The sequence below is a fragment of the Vibrio sp. JC009 genome (genome assembly GCF_029016485.1).
GTDB lineage: Bacteria > Pseudomonadota > Gammaproteobacteria > Enterobacterales > Vibrionaceae > Vibrio.
In genome coordinates this window covers 2489943-2507515 of sequence record NZ_CP092106.1, presented here as the reverse complement: position 1 = coordinate 2507515, position 17573 = coordinate 2489943, and the positions used below count along the sequence as shown (strand labels likewise).

General features: G+C 47.1%; 15 protein-coding genes and 1 pseudogene. 11 read left to right on the top strand and 5 right to left on the bottom strand.

Going from position 1 to position 17573, the window contains the following annotated elements; translation table 11 throughout:
• Positions 1-110 precede the first annotated feature (110 nt).
• Positions 111-413 carry a DUF3301 domain-containing protein gene (locus tag L3Q72_RS11145; protein WP_275130022.1) on the bottom strand — a complete coding sequence of 101 codons (303 nt, stop codon included), beginning with the start codon at positions 411-413 and terminating at the stop codon, positions 111-113.
• Positions 413-1462 carry a DUF3549 family protein gene (locus tag L3Q72_RS11140; protein ID WP_275130021.1) on the bottom strand — a complete coding sequence of 350 codons (1050 nt, stop codon included), beginning with the start codon at positions 1460-1462 and terminating at the stop codon, positions 413-415. Before L3Q72_RS11140 ends, L3Q72_RS11145 begins: the two co-directional genes overlap by 1 nt.
• Before the next feature lie 222 nt (positions 1463-1684).
• On the opposite strand from L3Q72_RS11140, the gene L3Q72_RS11135 reads away from it, so the two are divergent.
• Both L3Q72_RS11135 and truC read left to right on the top strand, forming a co-directional pair.
• Positions 1685-1999 (top strand): YqcC family protein, encoded by a 315-nt coding sequence (locus tag L3Q72_RS11135; RefSeq protein WP_275130020.1) that lies wholly within the window; start codon positions 1685-1687, stop codon positions 1997-1999.
• Positions 1999-2736, top strand: coding sequence for a tRNA pseudouridine(65) synthase TruC (gene truC, locus L3Q72_RS11130; protein ID WP_275130019.1), 738 nt, complete (start codon positions 1999-2001; stop codon positions 2734-2736). Before L3Q72_RS11135 ends, truC begins: the two co-directional genes overlap by 1 nt.
• Positions 2737-2818: 82 nt before the next feature.
• On the opposite strand, the pseudogene L3Q72_RS11125 reads toward truC, so the two are convergent.
• The 3 genes and pseudogenes from L3Q72_RS11125 to map all read right to left on the bottom strand — a co-directional run.
• Positions 2819-3067: pseudogene (locus tag L3Q72_RS11125) on the bottom strand (DUF3461 family protein); the annotation flags it as partial.
• A gap of 148 nt (positions 3068-3215) precedes the next feature.
• Entirely contained in the window at positions 3216-5843 is a 2628-nt protein-coding gene (glnD, locus tag L3Q72_RS11120) for a bifunctional uridylyltransferase/uridylyl-removing protein GlnD (protein ID WP_275130018.1), read from the bottom strand.
• Between the two features lie 179 nt (positions 5844-6022).
• Complete coding sequence (gene map, locus L3Q72_RS11115) at positions 6023-6886, bottom strand: type I methionyl aminopeptidase (protein ID WP_275130017.1); 864 nt, start codon at positions 6884-6886, stop codon at positions 6023-6025.
• Between the two features lie 538 nt (positions 6887-7424).
• Here map and rpsB point away from each other — a divergent pair.
• The 9 genes from rpsB (at position 7425) to bamA (ending at position 17566) form a co-directional block, all read left to right on the top strand.
• Positions 7425-8162 (top strand): 30S ribosomal protein S2, encoded by a 738-nt coding sequence (gene rpsB, locus L3Q72_RS11110; protein ID WP_275130016.1) that lies wholly within the window; start codon positions 7425-7427, stop codon positions 8160-8162.
• Between the two features lie 168 nt (positions 8163-8330).
• A complete protein-coding gene (gene tsf, locus L3Q72_RS11105; RefSeq protein WP_275130015.1) occupies positions 8331-9173 on the top strand; it encodes a translation elongation factor Ts in 843 nt (280 codons plus the stop codon).
• 263 nt (positions 9174-9436) lie between these two features.
• Positions 9437-10171: a UMP kinase gene (gene pyrH, locus L3Q72_RS11100; protein WP_275130014.1), complete on the top strand. Its 735-nt coding sequence runs from the start codon at positions 9437-9439 to the stop codon at positions 10169-10171.
• Positions 10172-10205: 34 nt separating this feature from the next.
• Entirely contained in the window at positions 10206-10763 is a 558-nt protein-coding gene (frr, locus tag L3Q72_RS11095) for a ribosome recycling factor (protein ID WP_275130013.1), read from the top strand.
• A gap of 99 nt (positions 10764-10862) precedes the next feature.
• Positions 10863-11615 (top strand): isoprenyl transferase, encoded by a 753-nt coding sequence (locus tag L3Q72_RS11090; protein WP_275130012.1) that lies wholly within the window; start codon positions 10863-10865, stop codon positions 11613-11615.
• A 10-nt stretch (positions 11616-11625) separates the two neighbouring features.
• The gene (locus L3Q72_RS11085) at positions 11626-12468 is read left to right on the top strand and encodes a phosphatidate cytidylyltransferase (RefSeq protein ID WP_275130011.1); all 843 of its coding nucleotides are present in this window, start codon (positions 11626-11628) and stop codon (positions 12466-12468) included.
• A gap of 55 nt (positions 12469-12523) precedes the next feature.
• Positions 12524-13732 carry a 1-deoxy-D-xylulose-5-phosphate reductoisomerase gene (ispC, locus tag L3Q72_RS11080; protein ID WP_275130010.1) on the top strand — a complete coding sequence of 403 codons (1209 nt, stop codon included), beginning with the start codon at positions 12524-12526 and terminating at the stop codon, positions 13730-13732.
• On the top strand, positions 13729-15087 hold the full coding sequence (rseP, locus tag L3Q72_RS11075) for a sigma E protease regulator RseP (protein ID WP_275130009.1): 1359 nt from the start codon (positions 13729-13731) through the stop codon (positions 15085-15087). Before ispC ends, rseP begins: the two co-directional genes overlap by 4 nt.
• Before the next feature lie 67 nt (positions 15088-15154).
• Complete coding sequence (bamA, locus tag L3Q72_RS11070; protein WP_275130008.1) at positions 15155-17566, top strand: outer membrane protein assembly factor BamA; 2412 nt, start codon at positions 15155-15157, stop codon at positions 17564-17566.
• The last annotated feature ends 7 nt before the right edge of the window (positions 17567-17573 follow it).

The window sequence follows — 17573 nt, the reverse complement described above, 5'->3', positions numbered from 1 at the left end:
ATTTGGGTAATGAATTAATTTTTCTGATATTACACCCTGTATTCCTGCGAGTCCAAAACTGGTCAAATGAAAAATCGCTATGTATGTCTGAACTATCAAATACGAATAGCTTAATCAATACGATAAGGCGGGATCTGAAAATGAGCCGGGCGGAATCCCTGCATAATCAGCCGCCCCTGATAGCAATCATCCCCAAGTGCAGAAAACTCAAACTGATAAACCGTATGCCAGCGCCATTTTCTATCGGGCGTAATCAGTTTATGGGCTGAAAATGCCACGCTCAATAGCTGCAGATCCAACTGGTCACAACGTCTTGCAATCGCCGCCTTTGCCAGTTCGGACTGTCTTCTTTGCTGCCAGAACAGAAAGCAGGCAAAGCTGAGGCCGATAATTGCGAACAGATTTCCCATCATTAGTGTATCGTACCTGTGCGGGTGGCTTGTTGTAGCTTAAGCAGAGCCTGAGCCAGCTCTTTAGACGGGTTGCTGTGCAGCAGCGGCAGAAAAACAAGGCGCAGATTCGGAATCATCACCAGATCAGCAAAAAGCTGGTTGAACAGAGTCTGATTACCTGTTTGTGCCAGACGAAGCAGGAAGGTTTCAGCAAGCTGACTATTTTCCAGCGACTGCCATGCTCTGCCGGCTATGCCGATAAGCACTTCCTGATGGCTGAGCAGCGGACTGGCTAATATGGCTTTAACCACTTGTTCCAGTAGTTCTTTTGGTGCTCCGGACAGGGAGCGCACCAGTGCGGAGAGCAGAAACAGGTCCGGCTCTTTTTCACTACACAGTTCAAGAGACATATCGGTTAACTTTTGAGCCAGTTTTTCCGGCAGTTCAACATGTTCCAGTGCACCAAGCAAAGCGTAAAGCGGCTCGTTTGGCAGGTGGCGAAGTGCTTTTTGCAGATTCAGCGCATTCTGATCCTGTCCCGTCCGGGTGCAGATATCAGTGATTCCCTGAAGGCCAACGGTCTGCCAGTTGCTCCAGCCCAGTTTTCCGGAGAAATAATCCTGCGCATGCTGATAATACTGGCTGGTCTGCATCTGCATCGATGCTCTGATCATGCTGTGAAATACGGCTAATTTGTCCTCTTTTGGCTTAAATGTGTAGGGATTATTTGCCAGAGTCTGCTCGGTTTCCTCATCCAGTTCTTTCACCAGACGGCTGCCCATGGCTTCCACAACATACTTAATAAAGTTGCCGATATCCGACTGCTTAAACAGGCCTCTTTCATCAAGCGGAAACTGCAGAAACCAGATCCAGGGCTGTTTGGTTTCATTCCAGTATGCGATAGCCAGGTGAGCCTGTCGCTGCATGGGATACGGGTAGGGCTGATGCCCCGATTCAATTTTCGAAAACTGTTCGTTTTCAATAGGCTGAATACGGCGGCCTAAATCAAAGACTTTATACTGGCATCCGCTGTTTTCCAGCAGCTCACTGAGGGTTTGGCTATTTTCCATTACTTACACTAAGCTCATTAGTTTGAGATTATTTAGTTATAGATGGTACTCTTAGCGCAAAATTCAAGTGCAAGTCGCACAGTAATCTGAGTCAGCAGGTAGATACCGATAAGCAAACCGTCCTCGCCATGGATGGCGAGATCGAGCTACATGGACGTATTCATGCGTGTTTGTGTTCGGTATCTGTCTGCTGACCCGCTGAACCCCATTTGCAGGTGATTAATGACAAATATCGTTCATCTTAAACAACATCTTATCGATCTTGAGCTGCTTTTGCGGCAGCAGTCAATGTGGGGGAGTGCTTCTCCGGCTCCGGAGCTATTGTCCAGCCGGGAGCCGTTTGCTATTGATACCCTGAAACCCGAGCAGTGGCTTCAGTGGATTTTTATTCCTAAGATGCTGAACCTGATTGAGCATGAACAGCCAATGCCCTGTGGTTTTGCGATTGCGCCCTATTTTGAAGAGTCCTGGAAAGGCGATGAAAGCAAAGTGGAATTAATCCATAAGCTTAAAGCCATTGATGAGGTATGCCAGTAATGGAACAACAAGAGTTACTGGAAATTGTTTATCAGGATGAGTACCTGGTTGCGGTAAACAAGCCCGCAGGAATGCTGGTGCACCGCTCCTGGCTGGATAAGCATGAAACCCGCTTTGTGATGCAGACGTTAAGAGACCAGATTGGTCAGCATGTTTTTCCTCTCCACAGACTGGACAGGCCCACTTCCGGTGTGCTGTTTTTTGCGCTTTCCAGCGAAGTGGCCTCTAAGGTTATGCCTATGTTTGCTGCTCATGAGATGCAGAAAACCTACCATGCCATTGTGCGCGGCTGGATTGAAGAAGGGGATGTGCTGGATTATCCGCTGAAGGAAGAGCTGGATAAGATCGCCGATAAATTTGCCGATCAGGATAAGGAAGCGAAAGAAGCGGTAACTGAATACCGTCCGCTGGGTAAAGTTGAAGTGCCTTATTCTACCGGACGTTTTCCGACCAGCCGTTATTGTCTGCTGGAGCTTAAGCCTAAAACCGGGCGAAAGCATCAGTTGCGCCGGCATATGCACCATCTGAGCCACCCGATTGTCGGTGATACTACCCATGGTGACGGTAAACATAACCGCTTGTTCAGGGAACATTATGATGCGCACCGATTACTGCTTCATGCCTCTGAGCTGAGTTTTGTACATCCGTTTTCCGGTGAAAAACTGGTGATTAAAGCTGGGTTTGATGAAGTCTGGAGTCGTCTGATTTCAGAGTTTGGCTGGAGTAACATAATTTAACGGCAAAAGAAAAGGCCCTTTAGCTGAATAACTAAAAGGCCTTTGAGGTTAGGAGTTCATCAGAGGTTTAGGCGAGCATGGTCAGTTCGTCGACAATAAGCGTCAGGTGCCGGTTGATTTCCGTGACTTCTTTATACCTGTGAGTTCCGCTATCGATCAGAAGCTGTTTTCTCTGCCTCGGATACCGGTACTGGATGCTTTTCGCGAACCATTCTCCTTTCTTCTTGTGAAAGTAGATCTTTAACACATCCTTGTGAGCTTCCTGACGCAATGTATAGCGCTCAATTTGGGTAGGATCCTGAATACCCAGCCCTTTAAGATAAGGAAACATAGGCAGCCTCTTTAAGTGCTAAATAATCTTAAATTTTACTCTTACCCTTAAACTGTAGCAGTCTAAGGGTAAGGCAGATAGCAGATATTGAGTTCAGGATTTAGACTTGTGGACAAGATCTATATTTGAATTTTTAAATCGGATTAATCTACTGCGTTGGTGCAAGTTCCGCGATATTTTTCACTAACATTTCTCTTAGTTTTATCTGTTCATCTTCAGGAAGCCGGTCTCCTTCAGATGAAGTCAAAATAAACAGGTCTTCTGCCCGTTCACCTATTGTGGAAACTTTAGCAGCGTGCAGGTTGATATTCAGCTCAGCGAAGGTAGAGCCTATGGTGGCAAGCAGCCCCGGAGTATCAAGGGCAACCAGTTCCATAAGCGTTCTTTTTTTGGTTTTGGTTGGCAGAAAATCCACCCGGGTTTTAACGTGAAAATGCATCAGCTTGGTTGGCGTTCTGCGTACCCGGATTTTGTCCAGCTTGGCATCTTTGAGTATTTTTAAAAGACCATTAATAATCATTTCGTGTCTTTCAACTTCGACCGGGTCGCCATGCTGATCCAGCACCATAAAGGTATCCAGCACATAGCCGTCTTTGCTGCTCATTATCTGAGCGTCATGAATGTTAAAGTTCCTTCTGTCCAGCTCTGCTACAACCATAGCAAACAGAGCGGCCTGATCTCTGGAGTAGACAAAGACCTCTGTTCCGCCCCGGGTGGCTTTTTTACTCATCAGGATCAGTGACTGGGCTGGATCTTCCATGCGCAATAAATGGGTAGCGTGCCAGGCAATCTGTTTATGGGTATGCCTTAAGAAATAATCGGCTTTAAAGCGTTGCCATAGCAGTTCGATCTCTCTGGCGGTAAAACCTTCTTTACGAAGCAGCGCGGAGGCCATCTGCTGGTTGTGGCGGATTCGGTCACGTACATCTACCGGGTTTTCCAGGCCTCTTCTCAGGGCTCTTTGAGTGGAGTGATAAAGTTCTGTAAGCAGGGTGCGTTTCCAGCTGTTCCACAGTTCGGGGTTAGTGGCACAGATATCAGAAACTGTCAGACAGACCAGAAAATCCAGATAGGTTTCGTCTCTGACTGTTTTGGCAAATTCAGCAATGACATCCGGGTCATAGATATCCCTGCGCTGCGCTGTCATTGACATCAGAAGGTGGTTCTGCACAACCCAGGAAACCAGTTTTGCTTCCGGTTTGGACAGGCCAAGTTCCAGGCAGAAATCGTAGGCTTCAACAGCGCCTATTTCTGAATGATCTCCGTTACGGCCTTTACCTATATCGTGGAAGATGGCAGCAATAATCAGCAGCTCTTTTTTCTGAATACGCGGATAGACTTCACAGCAGATAGGGTGTTTATTGTGGTTTTTAGCGAAGCTGAATGAGTGAATGTTTTTCAGTAGGCGCATGCTGTGCTCGTCCACGGTATAGACGTGGAAAAGGTCAAACTGCATCTGTCCGACAATCTGGCTCCATTGAGGAAGGTAAGCAGCTAGCACGCCGAGCTTGTGCATCAGACTGAATGCCTTGTGCAGGGCATTCGGATGACGGCAAAGCTCAAGAAACTTTTCTCTGGCTTCCGGGATAGTATGCAGGAAGCGGTTAAGGCGTCTTCTGGCGGTTCTGAGCTGTCTCATGGTGGAGGGGTAGACGCCTTCAATGCTGGAATCATTTGCGATATGGATAAACATATCCAGAATGGTTTCCGGCCTTGCCTGAAACAGCGCCGGTTTGCGGGCTTCGATATAAGCCCCGCGGCGCTGAAAGTCCTCATCAATGATTTCTGGTGCGATTTCTTCGCCCTGATCCAGAATCGCTGTGCTGAAGAGTTTAATCAGCATTTTGTTGAGCTCTGCTACCCGGCGCAGCGTCCGGTAGAACTCTTTCATCATCATTTCGACCGGTGTATTGCCTTCTCCGGTAAAACCGAGGTTTTCTGCAACCTTAGCCTGATGGGCAAAGGTCAGTCTGTTATCGTAGCGTTTCAGTTCCAGATGAAGCGCAAATCTGACCCGCCAGAGGTAGTCCTGGCATTCCTGCAGTTCGCGGTACTCGCCATCGGTGAGAAAGCCGTGCTGGCTCATTTCCTGAAGCGTTGTCGCGCCAAAGTGCCTTCTGGCTATCCAGCCCAGGGTATGAATATCGCGCAGACCGCCCGGTGTGGATTTGATATCGGGTTCAAGGTTGTAAGTGGTGTCGTTAAATCGGGCGTGACGGGATTTTTGCTCCTGAACCTTCGCTTCAAAGAAGGTTTCACTTGGCCAGAATTGTAATGAGTGAATCTGAGAGCTAAGTTTTTCAAAGGTCTCTTCACTGCCGCACAGCAGGCGAATTTCCTGAAGGTTTGTGGCAACGGTAAGGTCATCTTTACCTATACTGACGCACTCTTCGACAGAGCGGACCGCGTGGCCCACTTCCAGTCTCAGGTCCCATAACAGGGTAATAAACTCGCTGACTTTTGCTCCTACTTCCGCAGGGATATCTGTATCGGAAAGTACCAGGATATCGATGTCTGACAACGGATGAAGTTCACCACGACCATAGCCGCCAACAGCAACCAGGCTCAGTGAGGAGTATTGCTCGAAGCTAAAGTACTGCCAGAGTCTTTGCAGCAGTTGGTCCATATACACAGAACGGGCATAAACCAGTTCGGTAACCGGAGCCTGATTGAGAAACTCTTTTCTCTGATACTCGGTAAGTAGTTCCAGTTCCTGACGAAGTTCAATGGGTTTGATTTGGAAGTCTTTTAACTTCAGGGGGGATAGATAGGGCATTTGCTGCATTCCGTGCAATTTAGCTGATGCGGACAATTTAGCAGGTGGGGTGGGGTTTGTGAATAAGGTTTGTTGGTTATGCTGGGTTATAGGGTTATAGGGTTATAGGGTTATAGGGTTATAGGGTTATAGGGTTATGGGGGCCCGGAAATTGCGGATGCGACTTCCGGGGAGATAAATTACTTGTTTACCATGATGCGGGGGATGGATTCTTCCTGGCGCAGGGTCAGTACTTCACATCCTGTTTCGGTTACCAGGATGGTGTGTTCCCATTGGGCTGAGTTTTTGCCGTCGCCTGTGTATACGGTCCAGTCGTCTTCGCTGTCTACGCTACAGCCGAATTTGCCGGCGTTAATCATTGGCTCGATGGTGAAGATCATGCCTGGTTTTAGCACTCTGCGGTCGTTGTTTTTGTAGTGAACAACCTGTGGCTCTTCGTGGAATTCAGCGCCGATGCCGTGGCCGCAGAAGTCTTTAACGATGGAGAAGCGCGGTGTTACGCCTTTGATGTACTTCTGGATTGCGGTACCGATATCGCCAACGGTTGAACCCGGTTTCACTGTTTTCATGCCGATGTACAGTGACTCCTGCGCTACCATGCACAGTCTTTTGTTCGCGGGTGCAACGTCACCTACCAGGAACATTTTGGAGGTATCACCGTGGTAGCCCTTGGGACGGGTTTCCAGAGAAGCGTTTTCATCGTCAGGAATGATTACGGTAATGTCGATATTCAGGATATCGCCATCTTTCAGTATGCCTGGTTTGCCTTTACCTGTTGAGCCGATGGCATCTTCTGTCGCCGGGATACCGTGACAGACGATATGGTTTACCGAGGTACAGATTGATTTAGGAAAACCGTGGTAGTCCAGAGGAGCAGGGTAGGCACCATTATCTAAAATGAACTTGTGGCAAATCTGATCAAGTTCTTCTGTGTTTACGCCTGGCTTCACATAAGGCTCGATCATTTCCAGAACTTCAGCGGCCAGCTTACCGGCAGCTCTCATTTTTTCTATTTCTTGTTCATTTTTAATATTAATGGTCATTGGTTTTCGTCTTCTCGAACATATGTACATGCTGGCCGGGCTGACGAACAGGTATTGAACACAGACACGCATTAATCCTTCCATGGAGCTCCGCTTTGCCATCCATGGCAAAGAGGGTCTGCTTATCAATACCTGCTCATCAGCCCTAGAGCGGTGATCGACACTCAGCTATCGAGTTGTCATTTTAGGGATTACCCTACAACAATGGGCGACTATTTTACCAGTGAGTGAGTTAAGCGCAATTGAATTCCGTTATCATTTAGGAATCTCGTTTTATTCAAGGATAAGACACAGATAAAAAATCGCATCAATACGGGGTTTTTACTGGCTATTTAGCCCTGAATTATGATATAAAGCGCGCCGAAGTCAGAACTGTTTTCTTCATTTTGATAAAAGATGGCGAAGCTGTTTTCACTTCAACACACAAATTATCTTTAAATCACACACGTTTCGACACATGTTCCGGGGTGCTTCAACTTTATGTTAGAGGTCGGATTCATGGGGGACGTGGAGGCCTAACCCCATAGAGGATTTTAAAATGGCAACTGTATCAATGCGCGATATGCTAAAAGCTGGTGTTCACTTCGGTCACCAGACTCGTTACTGGAACCCAAAAATGAAGCCATTCATCTTTGGCGCTCGTAACAAAGTTCATATCATCAACCTGGAAAAAACTGTACCAATGTTCAACGAAGCTCTTGCTGAGCTTGGTAAAGTTGGCGAGAAGAAAGGTAAAGTTCTTTTCGTAGGTACAAAACGCGCTGCATCTGAAGCTGTTAAAGAAGCTGCTATCGCTAGCGGCCAGTACTACGTTAACAACCGCTGGTTAGGCGGTATGCTAACAAACTACAAAACTGTTCGTCAGTCTATCAAGCGTCTAAAAGATCTTGAAGTTCAGTCTCAAGACGGTACTTTCGACAAGCTAACTAAGAAAGAAGCTCTAATGCGTACTCGTGAAATGGAGAAGCTAGAGAAATCTCTTGGTGGTATCAAAGACATGGGCGGTCTACCTGACGCTCTGTTCGTAATCGACGCTGATCACGAGCACATCGCAGTTAAAGAAGCTAACAACCTTGGTATCCCAGTATACGCTGTAGTAGATACTAACTCTGACCCAGACGGTGTTGACTTCATCATCCCTGGTAACGACGATGCTATCCGTGCTGTACAGCTTTACCTGAACGCTGCTGGCCAGGCAGTTGTTGAAGGTCGTAACCAAGACGTTGCTGCTGTAGCTGCTGAAGCTGACGGTTTCGTAGAAGAAGCTGCTGAGTAATCGCTGATAGCGGACTCTGACGTCTTACTTAGTTTGGCTCAGCTAAGTTTTAAAGGAAAAAGATTTCCTGAAACATGGTTTAAACCAAACTAAGTTATAGTTAGCATCAGGGGCCAAGATTAGGGCCCCTGATTTTTATCTTATCCAGAACCAACTGAGGAATAGAGAATGGCTGTTACTGCTGCTCTAGTAAAAGAACTGCGCGAACGTACTGGCGCAGGTATGATGGAATGTAAAAAAGCGCTTGTTGAAACTAACGGTGACATCGAAGTTGCAATCGAAAACATGCGTAAAAGCGGTGCTGCTAAAGCTGCTAAGAAAGCAGGTAACGTAGCGGCTGAAGGTACTATCATCATCAAAGAAGCTGATGGTGTTGCTGCACTTCTTGAAGTTAACTGCCAGACTGACTTCGTAGCAAAAGATGCTAACTTCACAGCATTCGCAAACGAAGTTGCTGAAGACGCACTTGCTACTAAAGCAACTGCTGAAGAGCTACAGGCTAAGTTCGAAGAAACTCGCGTTGCTCTAGTTGCTAAAATCGGCGAAAACGTAAGCATCCGTCGCGTACAGTACGTTGAAGGTGCTGCACTAGCTTCTTACCGTCACGGTGAGAAAATCGGTGTTGTTGTTGCTGGTGAAGGCGAAGCTGAAACTCTTAAGCACGTTGCAATGCACGTTGCTGCTTCTCGTCCTGAGTACGTTAACCCAGAAGACGTACCAGCTGACGTAGTAGAAAAAGAGAAAGCGGTTCAGGTTGAAATCGCAATGAACGAAGGCAAGCCAGCTGAAATCGCAGAGAAAATGGTTATCGGCCGTATGAAGAAATTCACTGGCGAAATCTCTCTGACTGGTCAGGCTTTCGTTATGGAACCTAAGAAATCTGTTGGCGAAATCCTTAAAGAGCGTGGCGCTGCAGTATCTACTTTCGTTCGCCTAGAAGTGGGTGAAGGTATCGATAAAGGCGAAGAAATGAGCTTCGCTGAAGAAGTAGCAGCGGCTCAGAAAGGTTAATCCTTGAGCGTTAGCTAGTAAAAAGACCGTGGCTTAGGCTGCGGTTTTTTTTGAAAAAAGTATAATTAAGTAACTTCGGTTAGTAGTGATGAATATGAATTTAGGGCTATAGGGACGGGCTTCGCCCTTGAGGGTGATAGGGCAATGAGGGAAGCTTTCCATAGCCCCATAGCCCCATAGCCCCATAGCCCCATAGCCTTGGGGCCCCCAGTTCCTATTCATCACTGTTAATCAACAACCATTATTAATGGAAGGTAAACTCCATGGCGACAAATCCAAAACCTGCGTATCAACGTATTCTGCTAAAACTAAGTGGTGAAGCTCTTCAGGGTGAAGAAGGCTTTGGTATCGATCCTGCTGTTCTTGACCGTATGGCTCAGGAAGTAAAAGAGCTGGTAGAGCTGGGCGTTCAGGTAGGCCTTGTAATTGGTGGCGGTAACCTGTTCCGTGGTGCGGGTCTGGCTGAAGCGGGTATGAATCGTGTTGTTGGTGACCACATGGGTATGCTGGCAACTGTGATGAATGGCCTGGCAATGCGTGATGCGCTGCACCGTGCTTATGTGAATGCTCGTGTAATGTCTGCAATTCCTCTGCAGGGCGTTTGTGATGACTACAACTGGGCGGATGCGATTGCTCAGCTGCGTCAGGGCCGTGTGGTTATTTTCTCTGCAGGTACTGGTAACCCGTTCTTTACTACAGACTCGGCAGCATGTCTTCGCGGTATTGAGATTGAAGCTGACGTAGTTCTAAAAGCAACGAAAGTAGATGGCGTATATAACGCGGATCCGGTAGCAAACCCAGATGCAGAGTTGTATGATAGTCTGACTTACAGCGCTGTTCTTGAAAAAGAACTAAAAGTAATGGATTTAGCTGCATTTACACTGGCTCGTGACCACAAAATGCCAATCCGCGTATTCAATATGAATAAACCAGGCGCACTACGTCGCGTGGTAATGGGCGAAGCTGAAGGCACTCTGATTACAGAGCCTGCTGAGTAATATAGCCCCGATAATTAAAAATTAAGGTGAAAACGTGATTAACGAAATCAAACAAGACGCTCAAGAGCGCATGGAAAAGAGCGTAGAAGCGCTGAAAAATAACCTGACTAAAGTTCGTACCGGCCGTGCACACCCAAGTCTGCTTTCTGGTATTTCTGTAGAGTACTATGGTGCAGCTACGCCTCTGAACCAGGTTGCTAACGTAATTGCTGAAGATGCCCGTACTCTGGCAATCACGGTATTTGATAAAGAGCTTGCTCCTAAAGTTGAAAAAGCGATCATGATGTCAGACCTTGGTCTGAACCCAATGTCAGCAGGTACTGTAATCCGTGTTCCGCTACCACCGCTAACAGAAGAGCGTCGTAAGGATCTGGTTAAGATTGTACGTGCTGAAGCTGAAAATGGCCGTGTGGCTATCCGTAACATCCGTCGTGATGCTAACGGTGATCTTAAAGCGCTTCTTAAAGAGAAAGAGATCTCTGAAGATGAAGATCGTAAAGCACAGGACGAGATTCAGAAAATCACAGACGCAGCAGTGAAGAAAGTTGACGAAACTCTTGCAGCTAAAGAAAAAGAGCTGATGGAAGTTTAATCATCCTCTACGTCTATCGTCACATAAAAACGCTGCACAGGCAGTGCAGCGTTTTTTCTATGTTATCATCCCCTTTCGATCTCTAAATCAACTATCCGTATGTCTGAACAACAATTATCATCAGAAGACCTGCCTAAGCATATTGCTGTCATTATGGACGGCAACGGCCGCTGGGCAAAATCCAAAGGTAAGCCCAGGGTATTCGGTCACAGAGCTGGTGCTAAAGCAGTAAGAAAAACCATTTCCGGCGCAGCAAAGCTGGGGGTAAAAGCGATTACCCTGTTTGCCTTTAGCAGTGAGAACTGGAAGCGGCCTGCGGAAGAAGTGAATTTGTTGATGGATCTTTTTATCACCGCACTTTCTAAAGAAGTGGGTACTCTGCATAAGAATAACCTTCAGCTTAGGGTTATTGGTGATAAGAGCCGCTTTAGCGAGCGTCTGCAAAAGAAAATTCAGGAAGCTGAGCAGCTAACCGCGAGTAATACTGGTATGGTGGTTAATGTTGCGGCGAACTATGGTGGTAAATGGGATATCACTGAAGCAACGCGCTCTATTGCCAGAAAAGTGAAACAGAACGAAATCGATCTGGACGATATTTCTGAAGGTCTGATAGGTGACTACCTGACCATGTCAGATCTGCCGGAAGTGGACTTGCTGATCAGAACCAGTGGCGAGTGCCGTATCAGTAACTTTATGCTGTGGCAACTGGCCTACGCAGAAATGTATTTCACTCAGGAGTTCTGGCCTGATTTTGATGAACAGAGCCTGTCAGAAGCAGTCTCGTGGTTTGTAAACAGAGAAAGACGTTTTGGCTGCACCGGTGAGCAGGTCAAAGCACTAATGGACATATAAGGTAACACTCTTGAAGCAACGAATAATTACCGCCCTTATTCTGGCTCCTCTGGCGGTATTAGCCATTTTCGAACTATCGCTCCCTCTTTTCATTCTTCTGATGGCTGCGGTTACCGTCATTGGTTTCTGGGAGTGGGCTCAGTTTGTCAACAGCCGTTCCCGCTACATGGCAATGATTCCAACTTTGATCTGTTTTGCCTTTAGTTATCTGGCCCTTCCCTCCGATGTGATGAGCCTGAATATTATCGCTCCTGAGCATACCTTTACGCTGATTATTGCCGTCATATGGTGGGTGCTGGCAAGTGCGTTGGCTATCACTTACCCCAGGTCTGCGGCTACATGGGAAGGCTCAAGAGTTTCAAGGCAGGTGTTTGGTATGCTGACCCTGATCCCTTTCTTCTGGAGCGTGGTACTGCTTCGGGCCCAGGACATTGTGAATGAACCCTACTATGGTGCAAAACTGGTATTTTTTGTCTGCCTGATCGTCTGGGCCGCTGACAGCGGAGCCTACTTTGCCGGTAAATCATTCGGTAAGCATAAAATGGCGCCGAAAGTTAGCCCGAATAAGACAATTGAAGGATTGCTTGGCGGTATTGCCTGTGCCCTGATTGTCGGAGGCGTGGCGAATTACTTCTTTGAGCTTTCCTTTTCCAGCACCGGCGTTATGGCTCTGATTACTTTTGTGACTGTGGTGATTTCTGTGCTTGGTGACCTGGTGGAGAGTATGTTTAAGCGTGTGTCTGGTATCAAAGACAGCAGCCAGATTATACCGGGCCATGGTGGCATGCTGGACAGAATAGACAGCCTGACCGCTGCATTTCCTGTTTTTACGCTGCTCTATTTTACACTTTAACCGGCTTAAGATAAGCACCGATATTTCCAATACTGACGACTAGATAGTTTACTGAATGCGTAAGATAACAATACTGGGAGCAACAGGTTCAATAGGAACCAGTACCCTGAAGGTAGTTGCTGAAAATCCTGATAAGTTTGAAGTGACAGCGCTTGCTGCCGGAACAAACGTTTCGCAGATGGTGCAGCTTTGTCTTACCTGGCGGCCTAAATACGCGGCAATGGCAGATAAGGCTGCGGCATATGAGCTGGAAAAACAGCTGAAAAGCCTGAATATCAGCACTGAAGTTGTCGCCGGTGTGGAAGGCATGTGTCATATTGCTTCGCTTAAGGAAGTGGATATGGTGATGGCCGCTATTGTTGGTGCAGCAGGTCTGCTTCCTACCATGGCGGCAGTTAAAGCAGGTAAAAGAGTTCTGCTGGCAAATAAAGAAGCGCTGGTTATGTCCGGGCAGCTGTTTATTGATGCGGTAGAAGAATATGGTGCCGAGCTATTGCCTGTGGACAGCGAGCACAATGCGATTTTCCAGTGCCTGCCAGAATCCATTCAAACCAGCCTTGGCAGTTGTGACCTGCAGGCAAATGGCATTGAAACTATCCTGCTGACAGGTTCAGGCGGGCCATTCCGCTATACCGATATTGCCGAGCTTGCCAGTGTGACGCCAGAGCAGGCCATTGCGCACCCTAACTGGTCAATGGGACCTAAAATCTCAGTAGATTCAGCGACCATGATGAATAAGGGGCTGGAATATATTGAAGCTAAGTGGCTGTTTAACTGCAGTAAAGAGCAGCTTAAGGTAATTATCCATCCACAGTCTGTTATTCACTCTATGGTTCAGTACAAAGACGGTTCCGTACTGGCTCAGATGGGTGAGCCGGATATGTGCACGCCGATAGCGCTGACCATGTCTTACCCGGAGCGGGTTTCCGCTGGCGTTGCGCCTTTAGACTTTACCAGGGTAGGAGAGTTAACCTTCCTTGAACCTGACTATGCAAGATACCCTTGCCTTAAGCTAGCCATTGATGCCTGTTATGAAGGCCAGCATGCGACAACCTCACTAAATGCTGCTAATGAAGTGGCTGTGGATGCTTTTTTGAAGAATAAGCTGAACTTTACCGATATAGCCGCTGTCAATGAACAGGTAGTAGAGCGAGCCTGTTCAGGAACAGAGCAACTGAGCTCAGATAGCTTGGAAAGCTTGATTGAGGTGGATAAAATGTCCCGAAGGCTGGCAGAAGAAGTCATCAGAGAACGTTTATCATGACAGGTTTTTTATGGAATGCAGTGAGCTTTATCATTGCGCTGGGAATACTCGTAGCCGTTCACGAATACGGCCACTTCTGGGTTGCGCGTAAGTGCGGCGTCAGGGTAGAGAAATTCTCCATCGGTTTTGGCCGCTCTATCTGGAAAAAGATAGGTAAAGACGGTACCGAATATACCATCTCAATTATTCCTCTTGGTGGCTTTGTTAAGATGCTTGACGGTCGTCTTGATACGCTTACAGAAGAGGAAAGGCCGTTTGCGTTCGATCAAAAACCGCTTTGGCAGAGAAGTGCCATTGTCTCGGCCGGTCCTGTGTTTAATTTTGTCTTTGCTATTTTTGCCTACTGGTTAATCTTTCTTATCGGCGTGCCGGCGGTAAAACCTGTTATTGGCGAAGTGACTCCGGCATCTATTGTGGCTGAGGCGCAAATCACTCCGGGGATGGAGATTACCTCTGTTGCCGGTGTTCCGACCCGTGACTGGGAGTCGGTAAATATGGGATTGATTTCTCATATCGGTGATAAAGAAATTGAGCTTACGGTTGCGCCTGAAGGCAATATAGGTCTTCAGGAACGCAAGATGCTGGATATCCGCGACTGGGAGTTTAACCCGGAAACGGACTCGGTAATGAAGACGCTGGGCTTTCTTCCCTACAGACCGGAAATTTTCACCACCATTGCTCTGGTTTCTGAAGGTGGAGCTGCAGAAGAAGCCGGATTTCAGGTGGGTGACAAGCTGCTTAGCATAAATGGTGAGCCGGTAGCAGACTGGGAGTCGGTGGCAGATACCATTCGCAGTGAACCCAATAACGAAATTAAAGTATTAGTTGAACGATCCGGATTAAACAGGGAACTTATTTTAGTTCCTGAAGCCAAAGTAGTTTCAGGCGGGAAAACTATCGGTTTTGCCGGTATTGCTCCTGAAATGGCTGAATGGCCTGAAGAGTACCGCATTGAAATCAAATATGGTTTATTCGAATCGGTAGGTAAAGCGGTAGAAAAGACCGGCCAGGTTATCGGGCTGACTTTTACCATGCTTAAGAAGCTGGTTGTCGGGCATGTGGGAATTGAGAATTTAAGCGGACCTATCTCTATCGCAAAAGGGGCAGGTGCGACGGCAGACTTTGGTCTTGTCTATTTCCTCGGCTTCCTTGCGATGATCAGTGTTAACCTTGGAATCATTAATTTAATGCCGTTGCCGATTCTGGATGGCGGACATTTACTGTTTTACGCGATCGAAGCCGTTATTCGCCGGCCTGTTCCGGAAAAGGTTCAGGAAGCAGGGTTTCGTATTGGGGGAGCCATTGTCTTTTCGTTAATGGCTATCGCAATTTTTAATGACTTTATGCGCCTGTGATATCAACGCTTTGGTAGAACCGGCAGGCAAAAAAAAGAATACGTAGTAAGGAATAATCAGAACAGGTATGGCTATTAAGCAATTACTGCTCACTACTCTTATTGTTGCAAGCACAGCAGTACAGAGTGCCGAAGAGTTTGTAGTACAGGACATCAGGGTAGAAGGCCTGCAGCGTGTTGCACTGGGTGCGGCCTTGCTGAAAATGCCAGTCAGGGTTGGTGATACTCTGGACCCTAAGGGTGTATCAGACATCATTAACGCACTGTACAGCTCAGGAAACTATGAGGACGTCAAAGTTCTCAGAGATGATGATGTACTGGTTGTTCAGGTAAAAGAGCGGCCAACCATCGCCAGCATCGCATTCTCGGGTAATAAAGCGATTGAAGATGAACAGCTTCAGCAGAATCTGGATGCGTCCGGCATTCGTGTTGGTGAGGCGCTTGACCGAACCACGCTGAGCAATATAGAAAAAGGTCTGGAAGATTTCTATTACAGCGTAGGTAAGTACAACGCTTCAGTAAAAGCCGTTGTGACACCTCTGCCGCGAAATCGTTCTGATCTGAAATTTGTATTTACTGAAGGCGTGTCGGCTAAGATCCAGCAGATAAACTTTATCGGTAACGAAATTTTTGACGATGATGAGCTGAGATCCCGCTTTGATCTGAATGTGGATGTAGCCTGGTGGAACTTCCTTGCCAATGATAAGTATCAGAAGCAGGTTCTGGCGGCTGATATCGAAAAGCTTAAGTCTTACTACTTAGATCAGGGTTACCTGAAATTTAAAGTGGACTCTACTCAGGTGGCTATCTCTCCGGATAAAAAAGGTGTTTACATCACTTTGACTCTGGAAGAGGGTAAGCAGTACAAGGTGAGTGGTGTTGACTTTAAAGGCAACCTTATTAGCAAAGAAGCCGAATTTGAGCGCATGCTTACCTTTATGCCCGGTGATCTTTATAACGGCTCTCAGGTGACCAAGCTTGAGGAAGATGTTAAGCGTATTCTGGGTGAAGCTGGTTACGCCTACCCTAAGGTAACGACAGTTCCTGAGTTTGATGATGAGAAGCAGACGGTTAAGCTAAATATCCATGTTGAGCCAGGCAAGCGTATCTATGTACGGGATATCCGTTTTACCGGCAACACAGTCACTAAAGATGAAGTACTTCGTCGTGAAATGCGTCAGATGGAAGGCAGTTGGCTGAACTCTAAATCCATTGAGACAGGTAAGACTCGTCTGAACAGGCTTGGCTTCTTCGATCAGGTTAATGTTCAGACCGTTCGTGTTCCGGGTACCGATGATCAGGTGGATCTGGTTTACACCGTTTCTGAGGCGAACTCAGGCAGCATCAACTTTGGTGTTGGCTATGGTACTGAGTCTGGTATGAGTTTCCAGGTTGGTCTGCAACAGGATAACTTTGCCGGAACGGGTAACCGGATTGGCGTCAGCGCCATGATGAACGACTACCAGAAAAACGTCAGCCTGGAGTACCGTGACCCGTACTGGAACCTGGATGGTGTCAGCCTTGGTGGTAAGATCTACTTTAACCAGTTTGAAGCATCCGAAGCGGGTATTGTTGACTATACCAACGAAAGTATCGGTGGCCGCTTAACCTGGGGTTTCCCGTTTGATGAGCTTAACCGTTTTGAAATTGGTGTAGGTTACACCTACAACAAAATCTCCAACCTGGATTCCTATGTACAGATTGAGCAGTTCCTGGAAGCTCAGGCTGAGAATATGGACGGTGGCGATCTGATAGTAAATGACTTTGACGTCACGCTTACCTGGACCCGTAACAACCTTAACCGGGGCTACTTCCCGACAGCAGGTAACTACCAGAAAGCTTTTTATACAATGACCACACCTGGTTCTGACGTACCTTATTTCAAAACCCAGTATGATGTCAGACAGTATATCCCGTTGACGGATAAGCACGATTTTACGCTTCTTATGCGTGGCCGGTTAGGTTATGGTAACGGATACGGTAGTAAAAACGGCAATGACAACCTGTTCCCGTTTTATGAGAACTACTTTGCGGGCGGCTTTACAACGCTTCGTGGCTTTGGCTCTAACAGTGCCGGTCCGAAAGCAGTGTATGACGAAGGGATCGGCAACAACCCGAACTACATTGCAACAGACGACTCTGTTGGTGGTAACGCCGTTGCACTGGCAAGTATTGAGCTGATCGTACCGACACCATTTGCATCTGAAGAGACCCGTAGTCAGATTCGTACCAGTATCTTCTACGATATGGCGAGTGTCTGGGATACAGAGTTTAACTACCTGTCAGATGACAATGTTGCTTACGGTGACGAGTATTACTACGACTACTCAGATCCAACAAATTATCGTTCTTCTTATGGTGCGGCACTACAATGGATGTCTCCTATGGGTCCATTAGTCTTCTCGATTGCTAAGCCAGTTGAAAAATATGAAGGTGATGATGAAGAGTTCTTCACCTTCACTATCGGCAGAACATTCTAAAAGGAAA